Origin of the sequence: Agrobacterium burrii (genome assembly GCF_017313405.1) — a bacterium.
Classification (GTDB): Bacteria; Pseudomonadota; Alphaproteobacteria; order Rhizobiales; family Rhizobiaceae; genus Agrobacterium; species Agrobacterium burrii.
Genome location: NZ_JAFLNA010000001.1, coordinates 149,480 through 174,806, shown reverse-complemented (window position 1 = coordinate 174,806; position 25,327 = coordinate 149,480). Strand labels below are relative to the sequence as shown.

Annotated in this window: 25 protein-coding genes and 1 pseudogene; 13 read left to right on the top strand and 13 right to left on the bottom strand. The window is 59.1% G+C overall.

The genetic code is table 11. From position 1 onward, the window contains the following. Window positions 1–26: 26 nt before the first annotated feature. A complete protein-coding gene (locus tag JZX89_RS01040; RefSeq protein ID WP_207132836.1) occupies window positions 27–890 on the top strand; it encodes a 23S rRNA (adenine(2030)-N(6))-methyltransferase RlmJ in 864 nt (287 codons plus the stop codon). Window positions 891–892: 2 nt separating this feature from the next. Here the strand turns inward: JZX89_RS01040 and JZX89_RS01035 are convergent, their stop codons facing one another. Next, window positions 893–1,840, bottom strand: coding sequence for a lysylphosphatidylglycerol synthase domain-containing protein (locus tag JZX89_RS01035; RefSeq protein WP_149897913.1), 948 nt, complete (start codon window positions 1,838–1,840; stop codon window positions 893–895). 197 nt (window positions 1,841–2,037) lie between these two features. On the opposite strand from JZX89_RS01035, the gene JZX89_RS01030 reads away from it, so the two are divergent. Then, window positions 2,038–2,796 carry a ribonuclease T2 family protein gene (locus tag JZX89_RS01030; RefSeq protein WP_149897914.1) on the top strand — a complete coding sequence of 253 codons (759 nt, stop codon included), beginning with the start codon at window positions 2,038–2,040 and terminating at the stop codon, window positions 2,794–2,796. A gap of 20 nt (window positions 2,797–2,816) precedes the next feature. After that, window positions 2,817–3,413, top strand: coding sequence for a glutathione S-transferase (locus tag JZX89_RS01025; protein WP_149897915.1), 597 nt, complete (start codon window positions 2,817–2,819; stop codon window positions 3,411–3,413). Window positions 3,414–3,524: 111 nt separating this feature from the next. On the opposite strand, the gene JZX89_RS01020 is transcribed toward JZX89_RS01025, so the two are convergent. Further along, window positions 3,525–4,181: an outer membrane protein gene (locus JZX89_RS01020; protein ID WP_046798835.1), complete on the bottom strand. Its 657-nt coding sequence runs from the start codon at window positions 4,179–4,181 to the stop codon at window positions 3,525–3,527. Between the two features lie 350 nt (window positions 4,182–4,531). Between JZX89_RS01020 and JZX89_RS01015 the strand changes: the two genes are divergently transcribed. From JZX89_RS01015 to JZX89_RS00995, 5 genes are all read left to right on the top strand, one after another. After that, a complete protein-coding gene (locus JZX89_RS01015; protein WP_149897916.1) occupies window positions 4,532–5,320 on the top strand; it encodes an SDR family oxidoreductase in 789 nt (262 codons plus the stop codon). Continuing rightward, the gene (gene uvrC / locus JZX89_RS01010; protein ID WP_207132835.1) at window positions 5,317–7,362 is read left to right on the top strand and encodes an excinuclease ABC subunit UvrC; all 2,046 of its coding nucleotides are present in this window, start codon (window positions 5,317–5,319) and stop codon (window positions 7,360–7,362) included. Before JZX89_RS01015 ends, uvrC begins: the two co-directional genes overlap by 4 nt. A 103-nt stretch (window positions 7,363–7,465) precedes the next feature. Then, window positions 7,466–8,053, top strand: coding sequence for a CDP-diacylglycerol--glycerol-3-phosphate 3-phosphatidyltransferase (pgsA, locus tag JZX89_RS01005; protein ID WP_149897917.1), 588 nt, complete (start codon window positions 7,466–7,468; stop codon window positions 8,051–8,053). After that, a complete protein-coding gene (gene moaD / locus JZX89_RS01000) occupies window positions 8,053–8,307 on the top strand; it encodes a molybdopterin converting factor subunit 1 (RefSeq protein WP_207132834.1) in 255 nt (84 codons plus the stop codon). Before pgsA ends, moaD begins: the two co-directional genes overlap by 1 nt. 16 nt (window positions 8,308–8,323) lie before the next feature. Further along, window positions 8,324–8,779 carry a molybdenum cofactor biosynthesis protein MoaE gene (locus JZX89_RS00995; RefSeq protein WP_207133078.1) on the top strand — a complete coding sequence of 152 codons (456 nt, stop codon included), beginning with the start codon at window positions 8,324–8,326 and terminating at the stop codon, window positions 8,777–8,779. A gap of 61 nt (window positions 8,780–8,840) precedes the next feature. Here JZX89_RS00995 and JZX89_RS00990 read toward each other — a convergent pair whose 3' ends face one another. Continuing rightward, entirely contained in the window at window positions 8,841–9,737 is an 897-nt protein-coding gene (locus JZX89_RS00990; RefSeq protein WP_207132833.1) for a branched-chain amino acid ABC transporter permease, read from the bottom strand. A 61-nt stretch (window positions 9,738–9,798) separates the two neighbouring features. Between JZX89_RS00990 and JZX89_RS00985 the strand changes: the two genes are divergently transcribed. Beyond that, complete coding sequence (locus tag JZX89_RS00985; RefSeq protein ID WP_207132832.1) at window positions 9,799–10,350, top strand: CGNR zinc finger domain-containing protein; 552 nt, start codon at window positions 9,799–9,801, stop codon at window positions 10,348–10,350. Beyond that, complete coding sequence (locus tag JZX89_RS00980; protein ID WP_149897922.1) at window positions 10,347–10,859, top strand: hypothetical protein; 513 nt, start codon at window positions 10,347–10,349, stop codon at window positions 10,857–10,859. Before JZX89_RS00985 ends, JZX89_RS00980 begins: the two co-directional genes overlap by 4 nt. A gap of 99 nt (window positions 10,860–10,958) precedes the next feature. On the opposite strand, the gene ndk is transcribed toward JZX89_RS00980, so the two are convergent. Further along, entirely contained in the window at window positions 10,959–11,381 is a 423-nt protein-coding gene (gene ndk / locus JZX89_RS00975) for a nucleoside-diphosphate kinase (protein ID WP_149897923.1), read from the bottom strand. A 103-nt stretch (window positions 11,382–11,484) separates the two neighbouring features. Then, complete coding sequence (locus JZX89_RS00970; RefSeq protein ID WP_207132831.1) at window positions 11,485–12,180, bottom strand: glutathione S-transferase family protein; 696 nt, start codon at window positions 12,178–12,180, stop codon at window positions 11,485–11,487. 248 nt (window positions 12,181–12,428) lie between these two features. Between JZX89_RS00970 and JZX89_RS00965 the strand changes: the two genes are divergently transcribed. Next, on the top strand, window positions 12,429–13,475 hold the full coding sequence (locus JZX89_RS00965) for a GGDEF domain-containing protein (RefSeq protein ID WP_207132830.1): 1,047 nt from the start codon (window positions 12,429–12,431) through the stop codon (window positions 13,473–13,475). A 172-nt stretch (window positions 13,476–13,647) separates the two neighbouring features. Then, the gene (locus JZX89_RS00960; protein ID WP_149897925.1) at window positions 13,648–15,531 is read left to right on the top strand and encodes an ABC-F family ATP-binding cassette domain-containing protein; all 1,884 of its coding nucleotides are present in this window, start codon (window positions 13,648–13,650) and stop codon (window positions 15,529–15,531) included. A 65-nt stretch (window positions 15,532–15,596) separates the two neighbouring features. Here the strand turns inward: JZX89_RS00960 and JZX89_RS00955 are convergent, their stop codons facing one another. From JZX89_RS00955 to JZX89_RS00935, 5 genes are all read right to left on the bottom strand, one after another. Beyond that, on the bottom strand, window positions 15,597–16,079 hold the full coding sequence (locus JZX89_RS00955) for a GlcG/HbpS family heme-binding protein (protein WP_207132829.1): 483 nt from the start codon (window positions 16,077–16,079) through the stop codon (window positions 15,597–15,599). Window positions 16,080–16,168: 89 nt separating this feature from the next. Next, window positions 16,169–16,777: a response regulator transcription factor gene (locus JZX89_RS00950; RefSeq protein ID WP_207132828.1), complete on the bottom strand. Its 609-nt coding sequence runs from the start codon at window positions 16,775–16,777 to the stop codon at window positions 16,169–16,171. Beyond that, window positions 16,774–18,450 carry a sensor histidine kinase gene (locus JZX89_RS00945; RefSeq protein ID WP_207132827.1) on the bottom strand — a complete coding sequence of 559 codons (1,677 nt, stop codon included), beginning with the start codon at window positions 18,448–18,450 and terminating at the stop codon, window positions 16,774–16,776. Before JZX89_RS00945 ends, JZX89_RS00950 begins: the two co-directional genes overlap by 4 nt. Window positions 18,451–18,613: 163 nt before the next feature. Continuing rightward, entirely contained in the window at window positions 18,614–20,554 is a 1,941-nt protein-coding gene (locus tag JZX89_RS00940) for an EAL domain-containing protein (protein WP_207132826.1), read from the bottom strand. A gap of 114 nt (window positions 20,555–20,668) precedes the next feature. Then, window positions 20,669–21,784 carry a GGDEF domain-containing protein gene (locus tag JZX89_RS00935; protein ID WP_246746641.1) on the bottom strand — a complete coding sequence of 372 codons (1,116 nt, stop codon included), beginning with the start codon at window positions 21,782–21,784 and terminating at the stop codon, window positions 20,669–20,671. A gap of 403 nt (window positions 21,785–22,187) precedes the next feature. On the opposite strand from JZX89_RS00935, the gene JZX89_RS00930 reads away from it, so the two are divergent. Then, a complete protein-coding gene (locus tag JZX89_RS00930) occupies window positions 22,188–23,114 on the top strand; it encodes a Gfo/Idh/MocA family protein (protein WP_207132824.1) in 927 nt (308 codons plus the stop codon). 24 nt (window positions 23,115–23,138) lie between these two features. On the opposite strand, the pseudogene JZX89_RS28465 reads toward JZX89_RS00930, so the two are convergent. The 3 genes and pseudogenes from JZX89_RS28465 to JZX89_RS00920 form a co-directional block, all read right to left on the bottom strand. After that, window positions 23,139–23,340 (bottom strand): annotated as a pseudogene (locus JZX89_RS28465) (GGDEF domain-containing protein); the annotation flags it as partial. Continuing rightward, the gene (locus tag JZX89_RS00925) at window positions 23,337–23,786 is read right to left on the bottom strand and encodes a DNA polymerase III subunit chi (RefSeq protein WP_149897932.1); all 450 of its coding nucleotides are present in this window, start codon (window positions 23,784–23,786) and stop codon (window positions 23,337–23,339) included. The pseudogene JZX89_RS28465 and the gene JZX89_RS00925, both read right to left, overlap by 4 nt. Before the next feature lie 25 nt (window positions 23,787–23,811). Further along, complete coding sequence (locus JZX89_RS00920) at window positions 23,812–25,305, bottom strand: leucyl aminopeptidase (RefSeq protein WP_207133077.1); 1,494 nt, start codon at window positions 25,303–25,305, stop codon at window positions 23,812–23,814. Window positions 25,306–25,327: the final 22 nt, after the last annotated feature.

Below are 25,327 nucleotides of genomic sequence, written 5' to 3'. Positions count from 1 at the left end.
CACCATCGGCAAGCGAGACACATCCCATGAACTATCGCCACATCTACCACGCCGGCAATTTCGCGGATGTTCTCAAACACGCCGTTCTCGCCCGTCTCGTCCGTTACCTGCAGAACAAGGACAAGGCGTTTCGCGTGCTGGATACCCATGCCGGCATCGGCCTTTACGACCTCACCTCGGAAGAGGCACAGAAAACCGGTGAATGGCAGACCGGCATCGGCAAGTTGATGGAGACCGACCTGCCCGCCCCCATCGCCGAACTGCTGGAACCCTATCTCGCCGCAGTCAGGGAGCTTAATCCCGATGGCGGCATTCAATTCTATCCCGGTTCGCCAAAACTCGCGCGCATGCTGTTTCGTCCGCAGGACCGGCTTTCGGCCATGGAGCTGCATCCGGATGACAGCCGCGCTTTATCCCGTCTCTTCGAGGGGGACTACCAGGTCCGGGTGACCGAGCTGGACGGCTGGCTGTCGCTTGGCGCGCATCTGCCGCCGAAGGAAAAACGTGGCCTTGTCCTCGTCGATCCGCCTTTCGAGCTTGAAAACGAATATCAGCGGCTGGCCGATGGGCTGAACAAGGCCTATCGGCGTTTTTCCACCGGCACCTATTGCCTGTGGTATCCGCTGAAAAAGGGCGCGCCGATCAAGGATTTCCACGAACGGCTGCAATCCTTCGACATTCCGAAAATGCTGTGCGCCGAACTTTCCGTCAAAAGCGACCGGTTGGAGGGGTTGAGCGGTTCCGGCCTCATCATCGTCAACCCGCCCTATACCCTGAAGGACGAGTTGCACACGCTCCTGCCTTTCCTGAAAACGGTGATGGCTCAGGACCGGTACGCTTCGCACCGCGCCTTCTGGCTGCGCGGCGAGGAAAAGCCGGAGGAGGACTGAGGTTACCTCAGCCCTTCCCGCTTCTGCGCCTGCGCCAGCTGTGATCGCTCGAAGAACAGGATCACGAACAGGGCCATGATGAACGGAATGATCAGGTAGAACAGCCGAAAAACCAGCAGTGCGGCGATTACGTCTGCCGGGTTCATATCCGGCAGACCGGTGACGAAGACCAGTTCCAGCACGCCGAGCCCGCCCGGCGCATGGGAAATCAGCGCCGCCGAAAAGGAAATCAGGAAAATCCCGAGGATGATCATGAAACCGGGGTTTCCGGCCTCCGGCAAGGCGAAATAGATGATGCCCGCCGCCCCGATCAGCTCGATCGGACCGATGACCAGCTGTTGCGCCACCAGTTTCGGTGCCGGATAAGGCAGGAAAAACGAGCGTATTTTCAGCGGCTTCAGCTTCAGGAGACTCCCCAGCACGTAAAGGCCGACAATGACGAGCAGCAGGATGCCTGTTGTTGTGGAGGCCTCGACGGGAAGGATGCCGGTAAAGCGTTCAGTGATATCAGGCTCGTAAAGCAGCACCAGGCCGATGAGCATGATGGTTCCGATGATGAAGGTGAAGGAGCAAAGGCCAACGAGAACGCCGACCTCGGCAGCGCTCAAGCCCTTGGACGTATAGGCGCGGTAGCGCACCACGGCGCCGGAAAACACGGAGGCGCCGACATTGTGGGAAAGCGCATAGGTGGTAAACGAGGTGAGCGTGATGAAGAACCAGTTCACCTTGCGGCCGAGATGCTGGAGCGCAATGCGGTCGTAGCCGGCAAGTGCGGCATAGGCCAGCAATGTGGCCATGCCGGAGCAAACCCAGTCTCGCACGCGGATGGCCATGAAGCTTTCCCAGAGATCATCGAGGGAAAGACCGCGCAGCTCATGATAAAGCAGCCAGGCTGAAAACCCGATCGTCGCCAGACCAACGACAGGCCAGATATATTTCTTAAATCTCATGCGGTCATGCCGCCTATTTCCTCCAGCTTCACCCCAGCCTTCTTCCGTCTTTCGGGGAAGATTCGCTGGAGTCTATTCGTTATGCGGCGAAGCTTTCAACCTTTTTGCCCGTTTGCCTCGTTCACAAATTTATGTAAGACCGATTTGTCGCCGGCAGGCGATATGAGGTCGTCCATTTTCCGGAGAGCGTGCACGGAATGAAGCGTTATGCCGGTTTCATCGCCTTCGGTCTCCTGTCGCTTGCGGCCCTTTGGTTTTCGCAGGAAAAACCCGCCCCAAACAATTCCTCGAATGACTGGACGATGTATCCCCCGTCGCAACCCGCCGGGCGCTCCCAGCGGGAAACGTCCAGCCGTGATACGGGCAAAAACACCGTCCCCCGCGGCACGGGTTTTGATTTTTACGTGCTGTCATTATCCTGGTCGCCGGCATTCTGCGCCAGTTCGGAAGGTTCCGGCAATCGCCAGCAATGTGGCAGCGACAGGCGTTACGGCTTTGTCGTGCATGGGCTCTGGCCGCAAAACGAAAACGGCTATCCGGAATTCTGCAAAAGCAGCGAACCGGACCGCGTGCCTGACGCGATCGGCCGCGCCATGTTCGACATCATGCCGTCGATGGGGCTGATCGGCCACCAGTGGCGTAAACACGGCTCCTGTTCAGGCCTGTCGCAGAAAGATTATTTCTCAGCGACGCGGGCCGCCTTCGAGGCTGTCAGGTTGCCGGAGAAGATCGCTTCAGGCGCGCAAGCCGCCACCCTCTCCGCCGACGCCATCGAAACCGCCTTCACCGACGCCAATCCCGGCCTGTCGAAACGCGGCATCTCGATCAGCTGTGACGGCAAGCGCCTCGAGGAAATCCGCATCTGCCTTAACACGGACATGACATTCCGCGACTGCCCCGAGCTTGACCGCAAAGGTTGCCGCGCCGGCTCCACCGAAATCATTCCCATACGCTAATCAACCCACAGGACCCCACCATGGAACTGCTCTATTCACCCGCCTCCCCCTATTCCGCCAAGGTGCGCATGGCCGCCCGCCATCTCGACATCGACGTTACCTCGGTGCGCGTCGATACCAATGCAGAGCCCGCGACGCTGATGGACAACAATCCGCTCGGCAAAATCCCCGTCCTGCTGCTGGATGATGGCGGCTCCGTCTATGACAGCGTGGCGATCATGCATTATCTTGACCGGCTTTCGGGCGGCAAGCTTTACCCGAAAAAGAACGGCAAGCGCACGGACGTGGAAATTCTGGAGGCGCTCTGCGACGGCATCATGGATTGCCTGCTCGCCATCGTTTACGAGCGTCGTTTTCGCCCGGAAGACAAGATCCACCAGCCCTGGATCGACAAGCAGTGGAAAAAAGTGGTGAAGGGTCTCGACCATCTGAACGCGAACCTGCCCAAGACCGGCAAAAAGCTGCATGGCGGCCATTTCGCGCTGGCGGCGATGATCGGTTATCTCGACCTGCGTTTCGCCGGTGAATGGGCCGAAGGACGCGATGCTCTGTCGCAATGGCCGGAGACTTTCGGCAAGCGTTTCGAAGCCTACGCGGAAATGAAGGCAGCCGCCTGAGGCGAAGCGGAACAGTGCCCGGCCACGTCGCCGGGCGCACTCGTAACAGACTGCAAAAACAAAAAAGCCGGGGCGTAAACCCCGGCTTTTCCTTTACCGATCCGCTGGGGATCAGAACTTGACGCCGATACCGGCCTTGACGGAGTGATCGTCGAAACCGCGCGAGAATGCGCCGGAGTCGAGACCGTAATCCTTCTTCTGGTAGTCGCTGTAGCGATATTCCAGACGGGCGGTGATGTTGTCGGTTACCATGGCTTCAACACCGGCACCAACGGTGTAACCGAGGGCGGTGGCGCTGTCCTTGGAGGTCGCGTCACGGACCTTGTTGTCGGAGACAGCAAGACCGGCCGTACCGTAGAGCAGGAACGGGTTCATGTCGTAACCAACGCGGCCACGCAGCGAGCCGTTGACGCCCTGCTTGCCTTCGATGGCGTTGCCAGCAACCGTACCGGCAGAGCCCTTCTCGTCGCCGAGGTTGACGTCTGCTTCGGCACCGTAAACGATCTGGCCGCTCTGCATGTTGTAACCACCGTACAGACCGCCGCCGAAGCCCTTGGCGTCACGACCATCATTGCTGGAGCTGAAACGGCCCCAGTCATAGTTGACCGTACCACCGAGGTAAGCGCCGGACCAATCCTTGACCGGTGCGGGCTGGTCGTAGGACACCGGTGCCTGCGGCACTTCGTTTACGGCGTCAGCGGCGTAAGCAGCCGAAAAGCCGGCAGCGGCCATGGTCGAAGCCATAAGGGTTGCTACGAAAATACGCATGTTATTCTCCTTTCAGGACCGCTCTGCACTCAAAACATTGTTTTCAGACGCGGTGTAAAAATCGTCGGGTTAATCGCCCCTCTGGAAACTGAACTTGATGGGAGAATGCGGAGATCAAAGAGCCAAAATGTGAATTGTTTGGGGCAGAGACGTGACTAGAATTAGACGTTGCCTAATTGCCACAAGGGTTTTATTAACCCTAACAGAAGCCTAACCAACAATAGATCGGCTTTAAACTTAGTTATATTCAAATTAAATCAAAATTGCATTGCGAATAAAAAATCGCCCAATTCTTTTAGGGCTGACGGACAGCTTGCGATTTGCATTTATATCCAGCACATAGGGCGTGTATGAGCAAATGCAGGTCCGCCGTGAAAGAAGATATACAAAAGACAGTCTTGATAACCGGAGCCGCCCGAAGGCTTGGGCGGGCAATCGCCACCGATCTGGCCGCCCATGGCTTTGCGATCGCCGTCCATGCCAATGAATCGATGGCGCAGGCCGAGGAATTCGCTAACGAAATAAGGCAAAACGGTGGCAAAGCCGTTGCCGTGCAGGCGGATTTGACACAATCTGCGCCAACAATGGCGCTTGTCGAACAGGCCGCTTCCGCGCTCGGCCCTATCGGCGTCATCGTCAACAATGCCTCTATTTTTCTGGACGACAGCGCAGATAAACCCGATCCGGCGATCTTCGATGCGCATTTTTCCGTGCATGTGCGGGCGCCTTCGCTTATTGCCGCCGCCTTCGTTGAGCAATTGCCTAGGGATAAATCCGGTCTGATCGTCAATATCATCGATCAACGCGTGCTGGCGCTCACACCACGTTTCTATTCCTATACACTCTCGAAATCCGCCCTCTGGACAGCGACACGAACGATGGCGCAGAGCTTTGCGCCGCGTGTGCGGGTGAACGCCATCGGGCCGGGTCCCACCTTCAAAAGCGAAAGACAGGCGCCCGAGGACTTTCAGGCGCAGATCGACGGCCTTATATTAAAGCGTGGTCCTGCGCCGGATGAGTTCGGGCGGACGATTCGCTTTCTTTACGATACGCCGTCGGTCACCGGACAAATGATCGCGCTCGACGGCGGCCAGCACCTTGGCTGGGAAACCCCTGACGTGGCGGAGATTAATGAATGAACGGAAAGAAGCTGCCTGATGGCGGTATTCTCTTCGATGAAACCGACGACGAAGACGACGATGCAAGCCTTGCCACGACAGAAGTGGCGGAGGCTCCGCGCGACGCCGTGGGCATGGACTGGAATGCGGGCTGGAAGAACGAATCCGGCCTGAAGGGCATGGACCTCATCGGCGAATTCGTCAAACACCTGCCCAACTCGCCGGGCGTCTATCGCATGTTCAACGAGGCGGGTGACGTTCTGTATGTCGGCAAGGCACGCTCGCTGAAGAAGCGTGTGGGCAACTATGCGCAGGGCCGCGTGCATTCCAACCGCATCGCCCAGATGGTGCGTTTCACCACCCATATGGAGTTCGTCACCACCCGCACGGAGACAGAGGCGCTTCTGCTCGAAGCCAACCTCATCAAGCGCTTGCGGCCGCGCTTTAATGTGCTTTTGCGCGACGACAAATCCTTTCCCTATATTCTCATCACCGGAGACAACCGCGCCCCGGCGATCTTCAAGCACCGGGGTGCACGGGCGCGAAAGGGCGATTATTTCGGCCCCTTCGCCTCTGCCGGTGCTGTGGGGCGCACGATCAATTCGCTGCAACGCGCCTTTTTGATCCGCACCTGCACCGACAGCGTGTTCGAAACCCGCACGCGGCCCTGTCTTCTACACCAGATCAAGCGCTGTTCCGGCCCCTGCACGCACGAGATCAGCGATCAGGGGTATGCGGAGCTCGTCAAGGAAGCCAAGGATTTCCTGTCCGGCAAGAGCCAGAGCGTCAAGACCGCGATTGCGCGGCAGATGAACGAGGCGGCCGAAGATCTCGATTTCGAGCGCGCTGCCGTCTATCGCGACCGGCTGGCGGCACTTTCGCATGTCCAGAGCCATCAGGGCATCAATCCGGCCGGCATCGAGGAGGCGGATGTCTTCGCAATCCACCACGAAGGTGGCATCTCCTGTATTCAGGTGTTCTTTTTCCGCACCGGCCAGAACTGGGGCAACCGCGCCTATTTCCCGAAGGCGGACCCATCTCTGCTGGGGGCGGAAATCCTCAATGCATTCCTTGCGCAGTTTTACGACGACAAGCCGGTGCCGAAACAGATCCTGCTGTCCGAAACGGTGGAAGAGCAGGAACTGCTGGCCGCAGCACTTGGCGAAAAAGCCGGGCATAAGGTCACGATCAGCGTGCCGCAGCGCGGCGAGAAGAAGGATATTACCGACCATGTTCTTGCCAATGCCCGCGAGGCGCATGGCCGCAAGCTGGCGGAGACCTCGTCGCAGGCACGGCTGCTGAAGGGTTTTGCGGAAACCTTCAACCTTCCCTACGTGCCGCGCCGCATCGAGATTTACGATAACTCACACATCATGGGCACCAATGCCGTGGGTGGCATGGTGGTGGCGGGGCCGGAAGGTTTCGTGAAGAACCAGTATCGCAAGTTCAACATCAAATCGACCGACATCACCCCCGGTGACGACTTCGGCATGATGCGCGAGGTGATGACCCGCCGCTTCTCACGCCTGCTGAAGGAAGAGGGCAAGCCCGACCGCGAGCGGACACCAACACCGGAAGAAGCGGCCGACATGCCCTTCCCCGGCTGGCCCGACGTGATCCTGATCGACGGCGGCCAGGGACAGATGACGGCGGTGCGGGCGATCCTCGATGAACTCGACATTCGTGACTGTGTGACCGCCATCGGCGTCGCCAAGGGTGTGGACCGCGATGCCGGCCGTGAACGCTTTTTCGCCGATGGACGCAGCGATTTCTCCCTGCCGCCGCGCGATCCCGTGCTTTATTTCGTGCAGCGCATGCGCGACGAAGCGCACCGATTCGCCATCGGTTCTCATCGGGCGCGACGCAAGAAGGAGATGGTGCGCAATCCGCTCGATGAAATCTCGGGGATCGGCCCCGGTCGCAAACGCTCCCTGCTGCAGCATTTCGGCACGGCGAAGGCGGTTTCCCGCGCCGGACTCAACGATCTGATGAATGTCACCGGCATCTCCGAGGCGGTGGCGCGACAAATCTACAATCACTTCCACGAGAGTAGCAGCGATTGAGACTGCGCTGTCGTGGCGAACTGCTAAAAAAACATAATCACGTGTTGACCCTATGCGTCAGGGGCGGCATCAAGACAGCTGATCTTTGACTGACAGGTTTCCCATGGCTTCGCGCGCATACAACATTCCCAACCTCCTCACCTATGCCCGCATTCTGGCGGTTCCCGTCATCGTTCTGTGCTTCTTCATCGAGGGCAAGCTGGAAAGCTCGGATTTCGCGCGCTGGACGGCGCTGTGGCTGTTCATCATCGCCTCGCTCACCGATTTTCTCGATGGTTACCTGGCCCGCATCTGGAACCAGACATCCAATATCGGCCGGATGCTGGACCCGATCGCCGACAAGCTGCTGGTCGCCTCCGTCCTGCTTCTGATGGCTGCGGACGGCACCATTGCCGGCTGGTCGCTCTGGGCCGCCATCACCATCCTCTGCCGTGAAATTCTGGTCTCCGGCCTGCGCGAATATCTGGCGGCGCTGAAGGTGAGCGTTCCCGTGACGCGCATCGCCAAGTGGAAAACGACGATCCAGATGGTCGCCATTGCCTTTCTGCTGGCAGGTCCGGCGGGCGACAAGGTTCTGCCCTATACGACCGAGATGGGCATTACGCTTCTCTGGCTTGCGGCTGCACTGACCATGTATACCGGTTATGACTACTTCAAGGCTGGTCTCAAGCACATCGTGGACGAAGACTGATGACGCGGATCGTTTATTTCGCCTGGGTGCGTGAGAAGATCGGCATCGATGAGGAGGAGCTGGACATCCCCTCCTCCGTCACCACGGCCAGCGAACTGATCGCCTGGCTCGCAACCCGTGGCGAAAATTACGAAGCGGCCTTCGAATTTCCTGACGTGATCCGCGTTGCCGTCAATCAGGAACATGTCGAGCATGACGAGAGCATCGTCGGCGCGCGCGAGATCGGTCTCTTTCCGCCGATGACCGGGGGATGAGCCGATGCAGCCAGCTGTGCAGCCGACGATCCGTGTGCAGCGTGAAGATTTTGACGCCGCTGAGGAAAGCCGCCGGCTGACGCAAGGTGACAAAAGCATCGGTGCGGTGGTGGCTTTCACCGGTCTTTGCCGCGACGATGGCGGCACGCTGGCAGCGCTGGAGCTTGAACATTATCCCGGCATGGCGGAAGCGGAAATCACCCGCATCGCCGAACTCGCCGTCGAACGCTTCGGCCTTCTCGGCCTCACCGCCATCCACCGCCATGGCAAGATTGCCGCCGGCGAGAATATCGTTCTCGTCATCGCTGCTTCCAGCCACCGGCAGGCGGCCTTCGACGGCGCAAATTTCGTGATGGATTATTTGAAGACCTCCGCCCCGTTCTGGAAGAAGGAACATGGCAAGGATGGAGCGGCGCGAGACTGGGTATCAGCCAAGACGACCGACGATGCGGCGAAGGACAAGTGGCGCTAATGCGTCGTCTTTTCTCGCACTGCCGGACATAAAGGCGGGACACACTTTTTCTGAAAATGCTTCAAGGTGCTTCAACCCTGCTGCGCATGACAATCAGCCAGCCGACCAGAAGCGCCAGAACCGCCGCATCGCGCCAGACGACCGGGCCATAACCGGCCCACAGGGTTTCCGCAAATCCCACGGCAGCAGCCCCTAAACCACAGATAAGTGGGCTGGCATAACCGCCCGCCGCCGAAATCAGCACGACCTTGAGGCCGAAGACCAGACCGGCACCAAAATCCATGGTGCCGTAATAAAACGTGGCCAGTACCCCGGCAATGGCGGCGACAAGTCCCGCCGCGCAGTAGGATAGCAGGAACACTCTGCCCGCATTGACACCGCAGAACGATGCCGCAAGCGGATCATCCGATACGGCCTTCCATTGTCTGCCGAAAGCGGAACGGCCGAGATAGACAGACCCTGCGAGGATGAGCAGTCCAAAGGCCGCGGTGTTCAGCATCTGCATCGGCGTCAGGGTCACGGCAAAACCGCCATCGCTCCAAAAGCGCACCGGTTGCGACAGAAGCGGCGGCAGCCATAATTGCCTTGTGCCGGCGGCGAGCCTTGCACTTTCGGTCAGCGCAATCAGCACGCCGATGGAGGCGACCGTCACCGCATTGGGAGAGGCTTTCGCCAGCGGTCGCATCACCGCCCTGCCGACGATACCGGCTGCCCACAAACCGCCGAAAACGCCCGCCCCTGCCCCAAGCGCAAGCGTTGCCGGCAGGACCAGCCACAGGCGGTTCCAGCCGAAATCGGCAAATAACAGGCAGGTCTGACCGGCGAAGGCAAATATGGCACCATAGGTGACATCAGCACGTTTGGTGACCGAGAAGGCGATGGCATAACCAAAGGCCAGAACCGCATAGAGGGCTGCGACCGGCACGGCATTCAGCAATTGTTGCAGGAAATAAGCCATGCGCGTCCTCCCACCATTATTATAACTGTTAAAATACGTTTTGACAGTTATAATATGTGACATGACCTTTCGCTGGACAGCTCACCGTTTCGCAGGCGGCGCATTGGCGCTTGATGTCGCCAATAGTGTGATCCTGCGCTCAGACGCCGCAAAATCGGTTGACCGTTTTGCGGCGCCCGAACAGATCGCCACTTTTGCCGAGGCATCGACACAGCTTGGCGCGGAGCGTGACAGGTTTCCCGCACTCAACGCACCCGAAGCGGAGCAACGGCCAGTCCTTCTCAGGCTAAGAGAGGCGATCGACGATTGTTTTCGCGCGTCGATCTTGGGTACAGGTGATGATGACGCCAGGCTGGCGGAACTTCTTTTCGCCTGCGGCACGGCGTTGCGCGCCTTTCCCGCGGCCGAAAGTCTCGGCAACGCCACTGCCCACTCCGCGCTGTCGCTGCTTGCGGTGGAGACACGGGAACGGCTGCGGATCTGCGGCAATTGCGGCTGGCTGTTCATCGATCGCAGCAAGAACAAAAGCCGGATCTGGTGCGACATGGCGGTGTGCGGCAACCGGCAAAAAGCCAGCCGGCACTACCATCGGACGAAGGAGGCGCAGAAATGAACAGGATTGCCCTTCCATTGCTGGCGGTTGTGGCCGCGCTCGGTCTTTCCGGCTGCCAGCGCGACGAACCGCGTGAGGTCGCCAAGATTTCGGGCCGGATGTTCGTTTTCAATTACCGCGTAGCGATTGCCACCTATCTGGTGACCCTGCAACGGGTCGCGCCCATCGCCGATGGCAGCACGGTGGAGGCCTCATTCGAAAACCCCCGTGGTGGTCCTGACCTGACGACGAGCGACAGGATTTTTCCAGCGGACGAAAAGATCGCCGTTCAAAGCCCGCCGGTCGAGTGCGTCAAGCAGGATCGGCCTTACAAAGTCACCATTCGCATCAAGGGACCGGAGGGCGATATTCTGCAGACGATAGAGACCACGATCCACTCCGACACGGACCAGTCGCTTCTTCCCGCCAAACCGCTGGTGGTCGGGCCGCTCTACACGCCCAATCCGGAGGTGTTTAAACCTGACGGCACGACGGATATGCGGCCGGTCCAGGGGTGCCCGGCATCCTGAACAAAAAAAAACGGAGCCTTTCGGCTCCGTTTCCTTGAGTCTTTTCAGCGGCTTCGCGCAATCGCCTGAGAGGGCGATTCAAGACGTTGATATTTTGAATCAGCCGACGATTTCGGTTTCGGCGAACCAGTAGGCGATTTCCTGTGCGGCGGTTTCCGGAGCGTCGGAACCGTGAACGGAGTTTTCGCCGATGGAAAGCGCGAAGGACTTGCGGATGGTGCCTTCAGCGGCCTGGGCCGGGTTGGTGGCGCCCATGATTTCGCGGTTCTTGAGGATGGCGTTTTCGCCTTCCAGAACCTGAACGATGGTCGGGCCGGAGATCATGCCTTCAACGAGTTCGCCGAAGAAAGGACGCTCTTTGTGAACGGCGTAGAAGCCTTCGGCTTCGCGCTTGCTCATCCAGACGCGCTTGGAGGCGACGATGCGCAGGCCGTTATCTTCAAATACCTTGGTGATCGCGCCCGTCAGGTTACGCTTGGTTGCGTCCGGCTTGATCATCGAAAATGTGCGTTCAATCGCCATGTGTCCGTTTCCTTTTCCTATATAGAAAGTGGGCGGTCTTTACCCGCCCAAAGGCCCGAAAACAAGGGGGATCGACCATATTGCGATGACGGCGTGAGACATTTCACGCCGCTGTCACACTGCGGCCTCTTGCGTCGTAGAGATCAAGGCAGCCTTCGAACCAGTCCCGCACCGGGTCATTATCGGAAAACAGATCGGCGCCGGTGGTGATCCTTGCCCATTGCAGCGCGCCGAACACGATGTAATCGGCAAAAAGCGGCGACGTGCCGCCGATAAAGGGCTGGAAGCCCAACATGCGGCGGATCGGCGCCAGCAATGCCGGAAAGCCAGCGATTTCCGCTTCGCGGTTCGCTGCGACATCCTCAAGCGGGCGGCCGAGCGCTTTCGTCCTGCTGTCGCGGAAATAACGGCGATCCGGCTCATCCAGCATATTGTGGATATCCAGCAGCGCGATACGGGTAATAGCGGGGTGAAGCACCGTCTGCGACCAGCTTTCAACGAAGCGGGCCATTGCCTTGCCGCCCTCACCGTCAAACAGCGACGGCCGCTCCGGATAGGCGTCATCCAGATAAAGCGCGATTTCGAAACTGTCGCTCACCAGCTGCTCGCCGTCGCGCAGTATCGGTACAGTCCTCGAAAAACCGTCCTCAACCGTCGGTATGACCGTGAAGGGCAAGGGGCGCTCCTCAAAATCCAGCCCCTTATGCGCCAGCGAAAGCACGGTTTTCCAGCAATGGGGAGAAAACGGCCGGGAAATGTCGCTTCCGCACAGCGAGTACAAGGTTCTGGAGTTCGTCATGGGCAACACCCTCTTTGGCTATATCGATGCAGCGATATAAGAACGGCAGTGGCCTGAAATCAAATCAGCATTAGTCATATTATCGATCAAAAGCCGTCCGCCGCCCCGTCAAACGTGAATTTCAGCATCAAGGCAACGAAAACATCCCAAGAGTTTAGTCTATTTTAAACCGTGGCGTGTAGGAATAGCCGCATTCGGAAACTGAATATTTCGCTGAATTCATAAATACTATCTTTTTGGGGCTGACGGTGACGACATCTGCTGGCGATAAAAAACGCGAACAATCAAAAAACGGTCTTGTCGTTACCAAGATCACGCAATTTATCGCCAAGATGAATATTGCGCCGCTGCCTCGCAATTATGAATTGATCTATGAAATATTGTCGGGGCACAATCCGGCTATGGGGCGCGATATATTGGCCCTTGGCAACGCGCCACAGCAGCATGAAATCGATATTATCGGCCATAGACACAATCTGCCGGGGTTTTCGAAGATCGAAGCCGAGGAGATGGCCAACGAGGCCTTCGAAACGCTGAAGCAGATCTCAGCGCGGCTGGAAGCCGGCGTGCAGCGCGCCGAAACATTTATCGCCAGCATTGCTGAGGAAGATCACCAGGAGCGGCCGGCAACCGAGCGGCTCGCCCGCTTGATGGGCGACATTCACGAGGAACAGACGAGCCTGCGACACTTCATCGCCATGGGGCTGATGAAGATCCGCGAGGTTGAAAAACGCCGGGCCGAACTGCAGGCGAGTTCCCTGCGGGACGCATTGACGGCGCTTCCCAACCGCGCGGCTTTCCTCGAAAAACTCGGAGACCTTTTCGCCGGCGATCAGGCGGCGTCCGCCACCTCGCTGATGCTGCTCAACATTGACCGCTTCCGCGAAATCAACGGCAAATACGGCGCGAGCGCCGGCAACAAGGCGCTCCGGCGATTTGCGGCGCTCTTCCGTAAGACGATCAAGAAGGACGATTTCGTTGCCCGCATCGGCGGCAATGAATTTGCCTTTCTGTTTGCCAACGTCTCGCAAAATACCGCAGAAGCGATTGCCGAAAGGCTGCGGCAAAGTGTGGAGGCGCTGCGCTTCGTGACCAGCGAAGGCGAAGGTGAACATCTGACGGTTTCGATCGGCGTTGCGGCGGTGGATGGCACCGCCACGCCCGCGGAATTTTTCAGCCATGCCGAACTTGCCCTGCTTTCCGCACGCTGCGGCACGCGCAACTGCGTTGTCGGTTATTCGCGGGAGCTGGCCCAGCACAGCCGCGGCAGCTACCTGGCGCAGCTCGGCTGTTAGAGCATTTCCAGTAAAAATGTGCCGCGGTTTTGCGCCCGGAAAACGCGCAAAACCAAAGATTGCGTGCACGTCCAACAATTCCGTTTAAACCAACACGCTTCAAACGCCATATCTGATCCGATGTGGCGCGCGCGCTCTTGCCTTGGACACGCAGTTCGGCCAAAACGGCGCCATGATTACGATTACCGATCTTTCCGCCCGCATCGCCGGGCGCCTGCTTCTCGACCATGCCAGCGTGGCGCTGCCCGCCGGCGTGAAGGTGGGTCTCGTTGGCCGCAACGGTGCCGGCAAATCCACCCTGTTCAAGGTGATTACCGGTGATTTTTCGGCCGAAAGCGGTTCGGTCAGCATTCCCAAACAGGCGCGCATCGGCCAGGTGGCGCAGGAAGCGCCGGGAACGGAAGAATCGCTGATATCAATCGTGCTTTCCGCCGACAAGGAACGCAGCGCCCTTGTGGCCGAAGCGGAAACCGCGACCGATCCGCACCGGATCGCCGAAATCCAGATGCGGCTCGTCGATATCGACGCGCATTCGGCGGAAGCACGCGCGTCCAGCATTCTTGCCGGTCTGGGCTTTAACCACGAGGCGCAGCTTCGCCCCGCCTCCTCCTTCTCCGGCGGCTGGCGCATGCGCGTGGCGCTTGCCTCCGTGCTGTTTGCCGAGCCGGACCTTTTGCTGCTCGACGAGCCGACCAACTATCTCGACCTCGAAGGCACGTTGTGGCTGGAGGAATATATTCGCCGCTATCCGCATACCGTCATCATCATCAGCCATGATCGCGATCTTCTGAACAATGCCGTCAATTCCATCGTGCATCTGGACCAGAAGAAGTTGACCTTCTATCGCGGCGGTTACGACCAGTTCGAGCGCCAGAAGGCCGAGAACGACGAATTGCAGATGAAGGCCAAGGTCAAAAGCGACGCGGCGCGCAAACATCTGCAGAGCTTCATCGACCGTTTTCGCGCCAAGGCCACCAAAGCGCGGCAGGCGCAGAGCCGCATCAAGGCGCTGGAGCGCATGGGCACCGTCGCCGCCGTGATCGAGGACCACGTCCAGCCAATCATATTTCCCGAGCCGGAAAAGCAGCCCGCCTCGCCCATCGTTGCCATCAATGGCGGTGCTGTAGGTTACGAACCGGGCAAACCCATCCTGAAACAGCTCAATCTGCGGATCGACAATGACGACCGCATCGCGCTGCTCGGCTCCAACGGCAACGGCAAATCGACCTTCGCGAAATTCATTTCCGGGCGGCTTGCGCCGCAGGCGGGCGATCTTCGTATCGCCTCCGGCCTGAAGATCGGTTTCTTCGCGCAGCACCAGCTGGATGATCTGGTGCCGGACGAAACGCCGGTGGAACATGTGCGCAAGCTGATGCCGCTGGCGCCTGAAGCGCAGGTGCGCTCACGCGTGGCGCAGATGGGCCTTGCAACGGAAAAGATGGCGACGGCAGCAAAGGATCTGTCCGGTGGTGAAAAGGCCCGTCTGCTGATGGGGCTTGCCGCATTCCACGCGCCGAACCTGTTGATCCTCGACGAACCAACGAACCATCTCGACATCGACAGCCGCCGGGCATTGATCGAGGCGCTGAACGATTATAACGGCGCGGTCATCCTCATCTCGCACGACCGGCATCTCATCGAAGCGACAGTGGACCGGCTGTGGCTGGTCGCCGACGGCACCGTCAAAACCTTTGAAGGCGACATGGAGGAATATCGCGACATCGTCGTTTCCTCCGGCAAGAAAAAGGAAGACAAGACCGAGGCCACGACCGATCAGGCGTCGAAGGCAGATCAACGCAAGGCGAATGCGGAAAAGCGCGCCCAGCTTGCGCCGCTGAAGAAAAAGATCAATGAAATCGAATCCCTGACGGCGAAGCTTGAGAAAGTGATTCAGGCGCTCGACAACGAGCTGGCGGACCCCGCGCTTTACGAAAAAGCGCCCGCCAAGGCTGCACAGAAGGTCAAGGAACGTGGTGAGGCCGCTGCCAAACTCTCCGACGCCGAAGAGCAATGGCTGATGCTTTCCGGCGAATATGAGGAAGCAATGGCGGGGTGATGCGCGTCAGCGCGGGCCGAATTCCGACGGCTTTTTCAGAAGCCGTCGGATTTATCTGACGCTGCTTACTTGGCGCCGATGGCGTTGAGGCCTTCACGGGCACATTCGGCATCGATGGCGCCCGACGGCGCGCCGCCGACACCAATTCCGCCAACCAGGGTATCACCGATCTTGATCGGCAGACCGCCAGCCTGGATGACCATGCGCTCGTCCATATTGCGCAGACCATCATTGGCAGGCTTGGAGGCGATGAAATCCGCGATCTCGCCAATATCACGACCGAGCGATGCCGCGGCGAAAGCCTTGCCGGTCGCGCTGGAGACCGTATGCGGGCCGGAATTATCCGCCTTCAGTACCGTCTTGGTGGCGCCGTCGCGGGTGACGATGGCAACGGTGACGGCGCTCCCTTTTGCGACACAAGCCTGAAGCGCTGCTTTGGCCGCCTTTTCAGCCATTTCGAGCGGCAGGTAAGGAGCGGTCGGTAGTGTCTGGGCCAATGCGGCGGCAGGAGCGAGCAGAACGGATGCGATGAGAAGATTGCGGATCATGAAAAGGTCCTCTTGGCTGATGAGGACTGCAATCTAGGAAAATGAAGCAAGGCTGCGAATCCGTAAGCCTTGCCGGGCGGTCGGTAGTTCTACCGATCTTCGCCGGCTTCCAGCCAGAGCCTTGTCATTTCCGCCTGTGAGGTCGTGCCGAGCTTGAGGCCAATGGCGGCGCGGTGGCTGTCAACCGTGCGCGGTGACAGGCCAAGCCCGTCAGCGATCTGGCGGGTGGTGAAACCGAGAGCGATGCGTTCGAGTATCTCTCGCTCACGCGCGGTCAGAAGCGACAGAAGCGCCACCGTTTCCGCCTGCAACGCCCGTGCATCCAGTGTGCGGGCCAGCGTCTGGTGCGCCTTCTGGATCGCGTCGATAAGATCCTGTTCATCCACGGGCTTCGACAGGAAATCCACGGCACCATTGCGGAAGGCCCGGCGGCAGGCCTCGATATTTCCGTGGCCGGAAATGATGATGACCGGCCAGTCGACGCCTTGCTCCACCAGCTTTTCCTGAAGCTTGAGGCCGGTAATGGCGGGCATACGAATGTCGAAGATCAGGCAGCCCGGCTCAAGCCCCGGTAATTGGCCAAGAAAAACCGTTGGGTCGGCAAATCCCTTCGCCTTGATGCCGACCGTGGACAAAAGCAATATCAGCGCCTTGCGCACGGCGTCGTCGTCGTCAACGAGATAGACGGGCAGCGTCACGGTTTCATCGCCTCCGTGGTGACAGGCAGGACAACACGGAACAAGGCGCCGTTTTCCTGCTCGATGAAGAGGATTTCGCCGCCGGCGCGCTCCACCAGCCGCTGACTGAGCGCGAGACCAAGTCCCATGCCGTTGTTTTTTGTGGTTGCAAAGGGGGTAAAGAGCCGGTCGCGCAATTGCGGCTCCACGCCGGGACCGTTATCGGCGACTTCGAACAGGGCAAGATCGCCCTTGCAGGTGAGCGTTGCTGTGATTACGCCCTTGCCCTCGTCGGCACCGGCCAGCGCATCAAGGGCATTACGCAGCAGATTGAACATCACCTGCTCCATTTCCACCGGATCAACCCGAACCAGAAGCGGCACCTCTGGCTGCCGGATATCGATGACGACCTGCTGGCGCGCCGCCTCACCGGTCAAAAGCGCATCGACATTACGCAGCGCGACGCGCAGGTCATGCGCCGTGGCCGGATGGCGGTGCGGCAGCGACCAGTTGCGGAAACGGTCGAGCATGTTGGCGGCGCATCGCGCCTGCTCGATCATATCGTCGAGCGCACCGGAAAGCGTTGCGACATCCTGACGAGCAAGAAGCCGTCGCCCGGCCTGCGCCTGCGCCAGGATTGCCGTCAGGGGCTGGGTCAGTTCATGGGCAAGGCCGCTCGCCATCTCTCCAAGCGCATTGACCCGTGAGGCATGGGTCAGCCTCGCCTCCATGCCGCTCAGCTCTGCCCGCCTTTCGGCGGCGCGTATACGTGTTCTCTGCCTTGCCATTACGATGCCGAACACAAAAATGATGCTGGCACCGGCCAGCGCCGCCAGCAGGGCGCGGCCCGGCAAAAGTTCCCGCCAGGTGATGGGAAGCGCCACCTCCAGAAGCAGCGGCTGGGTGGCACTGCTCAGCTGCCGGGCATATTGCGGTTCTACAGGCAGTTGCGGCGGGCCGTATAACAGGGTGCCATCCGGCATTTTCAGGCGGGTCACTGCCCGTTGCGCCGACCAGAAGGGGGCATCGGATGCCAGCAGCCGTGCCGCATCGACGGCCAGCACCAGCGCCTGTCGTGCCGTCTCGCTATTGGGACTGCGCTTGACGATGAGGTAATGGCCAGGCCTCAGCGCACTTGCCAGCAATGCCGGCTTGCCCGTGAAAGCCGATGCCGCCTTGCGAATATCCGTAGCCAGTTCATTTTCCAACGGCCGGGTGCCGATGGCGGGATCTCCCTCATTGAGGGAAACCAGCTGGACCTCATCGATGCGCGGGTAAAATTGCAGGATCGGCGCAGCAATCGCAAGCAGCAGGCCGTCGTCCGGCCCCTGCTCGGCCTGCGCCACCGCCGACAGCGCCGTCACATGGGCATCGTGCTGATCCGCCCGGCGCGTAGCCTCAGCCTGCAAGGCGTCGCTCTGCCGCTCCAGTTCGCCAAGCAGGCTGACATATTGGTAAGCCGCCAGAGCGGAGATGACCGCCGCCATCAACAATGCCCAGACCGCGAGCACCCGGAAAAACGGCCAGGCGGCCGGAGAGCGCGGATCACCTGACGCTGGTCGGCGGCCGGATATGGCATCGGCGATCGTGCGGAGCGACTGCGTGACGCTGCCCGCGCCTGCTCTCATTGCCTCCGGCGTAGATTGGCCGGAATGCCCGGATCGCCTGTTCCATGCGTCGTTGTTTTCAAGCATCTCTTCGCTCGCTCGACCGGAAAACGCGGCCGGAACATTGGTTCGTCATAGAACCTCTCAGCACAGACTGGCCAAACATTCAATCCGGCTGAAACAGGCTCGCCTGCCGCTCGCGCTGGAATAGGATCACATAGTGCTGCGTTGTAGCCCTGTCGGAAACCCTCTAGGCGCATTCCCTGCGGGGTTGCAAACGATCGAGCGGTACAGCGGGCGAATAGAGATAACCCTGACCGAAACGGATGCCCATCTGCATGAGAAGCCGGCTCTGCTCTTCCGTTTCTATGCCTTCCGTCACCAGCTTGGCGCCGTAACGCTCGGCGCTTTCGAATGCGAGTGCGATCGCGTCCTTGAAGCGTGACTGATCGAGCCGGGACGTCATCCAGTGGTCGATCTTGACCTCTTCGAAGGGGAACCTCGCAAGCAGCGTGAGCGCGGCATAACCGGTGCCGAAATCATCAAGTGACAGCCGCACGCCTGCTTCACTCAGCCTGTCGAAATTCTGCTGCACGACGTCGATGGCCGGTACACGGCTCATCTCCGTCACCTCGATCGACAGCCGATGCGCCGGCACCGTCATTTCACTCAGGAACGCCACGACCCGGTCTCCGAAACGCGGGGTCGAAAATGACGAGGCGGAAATATTCACCGCCAGATGAAAATCCGGCTCAAGGCTTCGCAGATTGCTGAGGTCGCAGACGACCGCCTCGATCGTCGACCACTCAAATTCCACCAGCAGCCGGTGGCGCTCGGCAATCTCCAGCACGTAATAGGGCGAAAGCGCCTGCCCGCGCGCATCGGTTGCCCGCAGAAGCGCCTCCGCACCGATCATGCGGCGATTGTGCATTTCAAATTTCGGCTGGTAGCATATTGGCGGCCGGCCGGATTTGATCCAATGGACCAGCATCTGCCGCACAACTTCGTCGCGGGTGGCTTTTTCGGCGAAGGAGAAGGGGAAAATCTGCACCGGATTTTCGCTTCTCCTCAGCGCCAGGCTGAGATGCCGGAGAAAGGACGCTAAGTTCTGCCGGGAAAGCTTATCCAGATTGGCTGCGCCGATCTTCAGATGCGGCACTGGCCCCGCCTCCGCGGACCGGCAAAATGCGCTCAGCCCGTCATGGAGATGGATCATCAGTCGCGCGCTTTCCGACTTTTCCAGCGAAACTCCCTCGATGACCACCGCAAGCGTCGTATCACCGAACATGAAGCTGCGCGGCGCATTGGAGTACGACAGCAGGCTGCTATCACCATCACATACTTCCCGCGCCAGTCGCGGCCAGAAAAGATCGGCCCAGTCCTCGCCTTCGCAGGCGGCGACATCGGCAATATTGACGATTTCTATGAGAAGGAGGGCGTGCGGCACGGGCGGCTCCCGCCGTGCCATCGTTTCGATATGGTCTTTGAGGGCGCGACGGTTGGGCAAGCCGGTCAGGGAATCCGTCCGTGCCGCGATATCGCGCTTCCTCACTTCTTCCCGCGCCCGCGCCTCGCTGCGCAGAACAAGAAACAGGCAGGTGATCATCGGCAGACCAACAACGACCGCCCCCAGAGTGCGGCGGCCGACGGCGCTCAAAAACAGCGCCTGATCGATAAGACCCAGACCGAACGATACGGAGATGGCAAACAGCACGGCGACAAACCGCACACCAAAAACGGCGAAAATATCGCGCATCCCCAGTTCGGTCAGACGCCGGCGGCGCATCCAGCCATACATCAATATCCCGAAAGCCGAGATGACGACCATGTCCTGAAAAGCGGCGAAAAACAGCACCGGGCCGCCGATTACGTAGCGACCGACAGCAACAAGAAGCAGCGCTATTCCCCCACCCTGCCATGACCCCAGAAGCCCGGCAAGGAACAGCAGATCCGAGCGGATATAAGGTTTGGAAGGCAGCTTGATGAACTCGGAAACCAGAAGCGTCAGCAGAAATCCGGCCACGCCGAAAATGATACCGTAATAGATCTTATAACGTGGGTCATCGAGGGCGATGTTGCGGCGCATGAGGATCAGCACGGATACCATGCCGATCACCGCAGCTGCCTGGAGCAGCAGGAATGGAAGCTCGGCGGCAGCGGCCGCTGCCTGAACGGCGATCAATTCCATCATCTGCAAACCCCCGGTTATTATTTGTTTCGCCGCCGGAATTCCGGCGTTGGCCTTTCACAATTCCCGTATCTGCGAAGGACGAACTATAATACGTCGTCCGCCGCCACGGCCGGCCTATATCGCCGCTACCGTTCGCATCCCGGCAAAATTCTCCGGAGCGGCAATCGCCCCGGCCTGCGCGGCGGCCAGCACCAGCCTGTCGCGTCCCCGGCGCTTCGCCTCGTACAGTGCTTCATCCGCGCGGTTCAGCATGCCCTGTATTGTCTCCAGGCCATCGGTGGAAACGGCTATTCCGAGGCTGACCGTGACGACGGTCTGTCCGTCCGGGCGGTTGGGGTGAGGTATCGCCTCGCCCGACACCGCCGATCTTAGCCTTTCACCAACGGCAAGGGCTGCGGATACGACGCAATTGTCGAGCAGGACCACAAATTCCTCGCCGCCATAACGCGCAACGAAACTCCTGTCACCATCATCCCTGCGCAGGGCGGCGCGCAGCCTGCCGGCAATCTCGCGCAGGCAGTCATCGCCAGCCACATGCCCTTCTGAATCATTGTAGTTCTTGAAATAGTCGACATCGAGAAGAATGAGCGCCCGAGGCTTGCTGCTGGCGGAAATCTCGCGTGCCGCCTCGTCAAAGCTGCGGCGGTTGCAAATACCTGTCAGCTGGTCGGTATTGGAAAGCTGCTGCAGGTCCCGATTGGCGCTTTGAATTTGTTGAAGCAGCATCTTTTCGCGCAGCGAGGCCAGATAGTCCCGCCGCTCCACCTGCTCGATGCGATAGGCCGCAAACAGCGAGACGGCGCTGATCCCGACCGAACACAGGATCGCCGGCAGCTTCGCCGCCTCGCTCGTCACCGTCACATATTGCATGCCGATGATGAAGACGACCAAGCAGCCGACCGTTCCCATGACAGCGAGAGGAAGCGGCTTGCGATGCACCGTGTTCATATAGAGTATGACGGTGATGACACCCATGTAATATTCGCTTGCCGACGCGGTGCGCGCATTGGCGTAGACGAACATCAGCGATGCGACGACCAGCATACATCCCAACCCGTGAAGGACTTCATGCGCAATCGCATCCGGACGCACCAGCACTGCATAATGCCGCGCCGGGAAATAAAGGAACAGGAGCGGTGTGACAACAAACAACCGGACGACAACATCCAGCCAGATAATCTCCGGCACCCAGTTCGTATCGACAAACAGGTACAGATTATAGACAACCATTCCGAAAATTAATCCATATGTATTGAACCGATGGTTGCTTTCATTGACTTTGCGAATGAACCCAGAAGACCGGTCCTCTTTAAGTAAAAATATCATCCAAACGCTCTTCAAAACACCCATAAGAAAAAATAAAATTCGCAACCTAATATCGATGCAAAACAACTACAAAATTACCATTAAAAAATATTGAAAAACGAATTTTACGATTTAAACTCAAAATATTATTTCATATCCTAAATACTACTTTATTCCGAAACAGCATATTCGATATTTTATTTTGTGATGTTGTTCATCAAAAAAGCCATTCCCGGTCGGGACGATCACCTTGCCCCTTTGGCCGTTTCTGCTAAAAACTTGTAAAGTCACACTTTATCTCATGAAGCACGCACACGGGTACCTCTCCATGTCAGCCACCAAGCTTGCCATCGTCGGCGTCGGCAAAATCGTTCGCGACCAGCACCTTCCAGCCATCGCGGGCAATCCGGATTTCGAATTGATCGCCACAGCGAGCCGTCATGGCACCGTGGATGGCGTCGCCTCCTATGGCACCATCGAGGCAATGCTGGAAGCGGTTCCGCAGATCGAGGCCGTGTCCCTGTGCATGCCGCCACAGTTTCGTTACGAGGCAGCCTATGCGGCTCTGAATGCCGGCAAGCATGTTTTCCTTGAAAAGCCGCCGGGCGCTACGCTTTCTGAAGTGCAGGATCTCGCGCGTCTTGCGGATTCGAAGGGGCTTTCGCTGTTTGCAAGCTGGCATTCGCGTTACGCGCCGGCTGTGGAAGCGGCCAAGGCATTTCTGGCTTCAACGAAAATCGACAGCGTGCATGTGATCTGGAAAGAGGATGTGCGCCACTGGCACCCGAACCAGGCGTGGATCTGGCAGGCGGGTGGCCTTGGCGTTTTCGACCCCGGCATCAACGCCCTTTCCATCATCACCCATATCCTGCCCCGCGCGCTGTTCCTGACCAAGGCGACGCTGGAATTCCCGGAAAACCGCGACGCGCCGATCGCTGCCGACCTGCATTTTTCCGACGTGACGAAAATGCCTTTGCGGGCCGAGTTCGACTGGCGCCAGACCGGCAAGCAGAGCTGGGATATCGTCGCCGAAACGGCCGGCGGACAAATGGTGCTATCGGAAGGCGGCGCCAAGCTCTCCATCAACGGCGAAGAGAAGCTCTCCGAGCCGGAGCGGGAATATCCCGCCCTTTACGAGCGTTTCGCGGAAATCATCAAGGCCGGCCGCTCCGATGTGGATCTGGCGCCACTAACCCATGTGGCCGACGCCTTCCTGCTTGGCCGCCACAAATTCGTGGATTCCTTCTACGACTGACAATATGGTCGTTTTCAGAACTTCTCAGAGGGCGCGGCTGACAAAACGGCCGCGCCCTGATTTTTTGGCTTGCCTCATCGACGCGGCATAACAGCGTCGCGCGATCCGCACCCGCCTGCGGGGCAATCGCGCCACCGATGCTGGGGCGCGCTGCGACCTCCTGGCCATCGACATCTAAAGGTTTGCGGAAGGCGGAGAGAAGCCGGCCTGCCGTGCCGGCTACTACGCCTTTTTCTGCCAGCGCCCCTCCGGCGACTGTTGCCAATAGGTCAGCGCATGACCTTCGGTCTTCAGCCTTTTCCAGTGATTTCGCGCCATTTCGAGCTGGTAGGCATCGTATCCGTCGAACATGAAGACGATGCGCTCATAGGCCTCCACCGCCGGCGGTTCAGCGCCGTCCACCAGAAAGCGGACATTTGCCCCATTGTCGTTGACGTCCGAGGCTGTCAGGAGAATCGGCTGGCTTTGCGGTGCCGAAGACGTATCGGTGGCGTGCGGCAGAAAACTGTCGTCACGAAAGGTCCACAGATGCGTGTCGAGGAAATCGCGGCGAGCCTCGTCCACCGTCTGGATCGCGACCTTCCAGCCGCGTTCCAGCGATTTTTCGAGCAAAGGCGGCAACGCATCCTCGAGCTTCGATTCCGTCAGATGGTAGAACAGAATTTCAGTCATCCGCAGACTTCGAACTCCGCTCGCATCAATCTTCGTAATGGGCGCGAACGAGTTCGTTCAAAAGCCGCACGCCGTAACCCGATCCCCAGGACTGGTTGATCTCGGTCATGGGCGATCCCATCGCGGTGCCGGCAATATCGAGATGCGCCCACGGCGTTTCACCCACGAAGCGCTTCAGGAACTGTGCGGCCGTGACGGAACCGGCCAGACGGCCCGAGCTGTTCTTCATGTCGGCGAATTTGGAATCGATGATCTTGTCGTAGTCCTTGCCGAGCGGCATGCGCCACAGTTTTTCGGCCGTCACATCACCGGCCTGGGCAAGACGCGTTGCAAGCTCGTCGTCATTGCAGAAAAGGCCGGCCTGAAGATTGCCGAGGGCAACCGTTATCGCACCCGTGAGGGTGGCGAGGTTGATCATGAATTTCGGATTGAAACGTTCCTTGGTGTACCAGAGCGCATCCGCCAGAACCAGGCGGCCTTCGGCATCGGTATTGATGATCTCGATGGTCTGGCCGGACATGGAAGTGACGATGTCGCCCGGACGCTGGGCGTTGCCATCGGGCATGTTTTCCACCAGACCGATGACACCGATGACATTTGCCTTCGCCTTGCGGGCCGCAAGCACATGCATGAGGCCGGTGACGGCTGCGGCGCCGCCCATGTCGCCCTTCATGTCCTCCATGTTGAGGCCGGGCTTCAGCGAAATACCGCCGGTATCAAAAACGACGCCCTTGCCGACGAAAGCAATGGGTTCATCCTTCTTGGAACCACCATTCCACTGCATGACGGCAAGCCTGGGCGGACGGGCCGAGCCCTGCGCCACGCCGAGAAGCGCGTTCATGCCCAGTTTCTTCAAGTCTTTTTCGCCGAGAATCTCGACATCGACACCCAGCTTGCGCAGCTCTTCCGCCTTTTCGGCGAATTCGACGGGGCCGAGAACGTTCGGCGGCAGGTTGACAAGGTCTCGCGCCAGAAGAACGCCGCCCGCAACGGCTTCGGAGACGGCAAAGGCCTTTTCCGCTTCCTGATGAGCAGCGGTGACGATGACGACATCGACTTTCTTCGGTGTCTTTTCGTCGTCGGACTTTTTCTTGGTCTTGTAGGCATCGAAGCTATAGGCGTGCAGCAGAAGGCCCAGTGCGAAATCCGCAGCGGCCTGCGCGCTGATTTCGACACCCGGAGCGTCGAGATAGATGGCGACCTTGTCGGCCTTGCGGAAATTGGCGGCGGCAGTGCCGCCGGCACGCAGCCAGTCATGCGCAACAAGTTTCGCCGGCTTGCCAAGGCCGATGACGAGCAATCGGTCGGCGCTCGAGCCCTGCGGCGCGATCACATCGAGTGTCGTCATGGATTTGGCAGCAAATCCCGCAATCTTCGCCGCTCTCTCGATCACTCCACCCGGATCGGCCTCGGAAGCACCGGCGGCAGCCTGCGCCTCACCGGAGGCTTGCAGCACAACGGCCAGAGAGTTTTCAAGCGAAGCGGAATTGGCGAAAGAAATATCGAATTTGGCGGACATGTTTTCCTGCTCTTCATGGTCA

Coding starts and splice junctions, on each gene's coding strand:
- JZX89_RS01040 (WP_207132836.1), top strand. CDS start 27: ATGAACTATCGCCACATCTACCACGCCGGCAATTTCGCGGATGTTCTC.
- JZX89_RS01035 (WP_149897913.1), bottom strand. CDS start 1,840: ATGAGATTTAAGAAATATATCTGGCCTGTCGTTGGTCTGGCGACGATC.
- JZX89_RS01030 (WP_149897914.1), top strand. CDS start 2,038: ATGAAGCGTTATGCCGGTTTCATCGCCTTCGGTCTCCTGTCGCTTGCG.
- JZX89_RS01025 (WP_149897915.1), top strand. CDS start 2,817: ATGGAACTGCTCTATTCACCCGCCTCCCCCTATTCCGCCAAGGTGCGC.
- JZX89_RS01020 (WP_046798835.1), bottom strand. CDS start 4,181: ATGCGTATTTTCGTAGCAACCCTTATGGCTTCGACCATGGCCGCTGCC.
- JZX89_RS01015 (WP_149897916.1), top strand. CDS start 4,532: ATGAGCAAATGCAGGTCCGCCGTGAAAGAAGATATACAAAAGACAGTC.
- uvrC (WP_207132835.1), top strand. CDS start 5,317: ATGAACGGAAAGAAGCTGCCTGATGGCGGTATTCTCTTCGATGAAACC.
- pgsA (WP_149897917.1), top strand. CDS start 7,466: ATGGCTTCGCGCGCATACAACATTCCCAACCTCCTCACCTATGCCCGC.
- moaD (WP_207132834.1), top strand. CDS start 8,053: ATGACGCGGATCGTTTATTTCGCCTGGGTGCGTGAGAAGATCGGCATC.
- JZX89_RS00990 (WP_207132833.1), bottom strand. CDS start 9,737: ATGGCTTATTTCCTGCAACAATTGCTGAATGCCGTGCCGGTCGCAGCC.
- JZX89_RS00985 (WP_207132832.1), top strand. CDS start 9,799: ATGACCTTTCGCTGGACAGCTCACCGTTTCGCAGGCGGCGCATTGGCG.
- JZX89_RS00980 (WP_149897922.1), top strand. CDS start 10,347: ATGAACAGGATTGCCCTTCCATTGCTGGCGGTTGTGGCCGCGCTCGGT.
- ndk (WP_149897923.1), bottom strand. CDS start 11,381: ATGGCGATTGAACGCACATTTTCGATGATCAAGCCGGACGCAACCAAG.
- JZX89_RS00970 (WP_207132831.1), bottom strand. CDS start 12,180: ATGACGAACTCCAGAACCTTGTACTCGCTGTGCGGAAGCGACATTTCC.
- JZX89_RS00960 (WP_149897925.1), top strand. CDS start 13,648: ATGATTACGATTACCGATCTTTCCGCCCGCATCGCCGGGCGCCTGCTT.
- JZX89_RS00955 (WP_207132829.1), bottom strand. CDS start 16,079: ATGATCCGCAATCTTCTCATCGCATCCGTTCTGCTCGCTCCTGCCGCC.
- JZX89_RS00945 (WP_207132827.1), bottom strand. CDS start 18,450: ATGCTTGAAAACAACGACGCATGGAACAGGCGATCCGGGCATTCCGGC.
- JZX89_RS00940 (WP_207132826.1), bottom strand. CDS start 20,554: ATGATGGAATTGATCGCCGTTCAGGCAGCGGCCGCTGCCGCCGAGCTT.
- JZX89_RS00935 (WP_246746641.1), bottom strand. CDS start 21,784: ATGGTTGTCTATAATCTGTACCTGTTTGTCGATACGAACTGGGTGCCG.
- JZX89_RS00930 (WP_207132824.1), top strand. CDS start 22,188: ATGTCAGCCACCAAGCTTGCCATCGTCGGCGTCGGCAAAATCGTTCGC.
- JZX89_RS00925 (WP_149897932.1), bottom strand. CDS start 23,786: ATGACTGAAATTCTGTTCTACCATCTGACGGAATCGAAGCTCGAGGAT.
- JZX89_RS00920 (WP_207133077.1), bottom strand. CDS start 25,305: ATGTCCGCCAAATTCGATATTTCTTTCGCCAATTCCGCTTCGCTTGAA.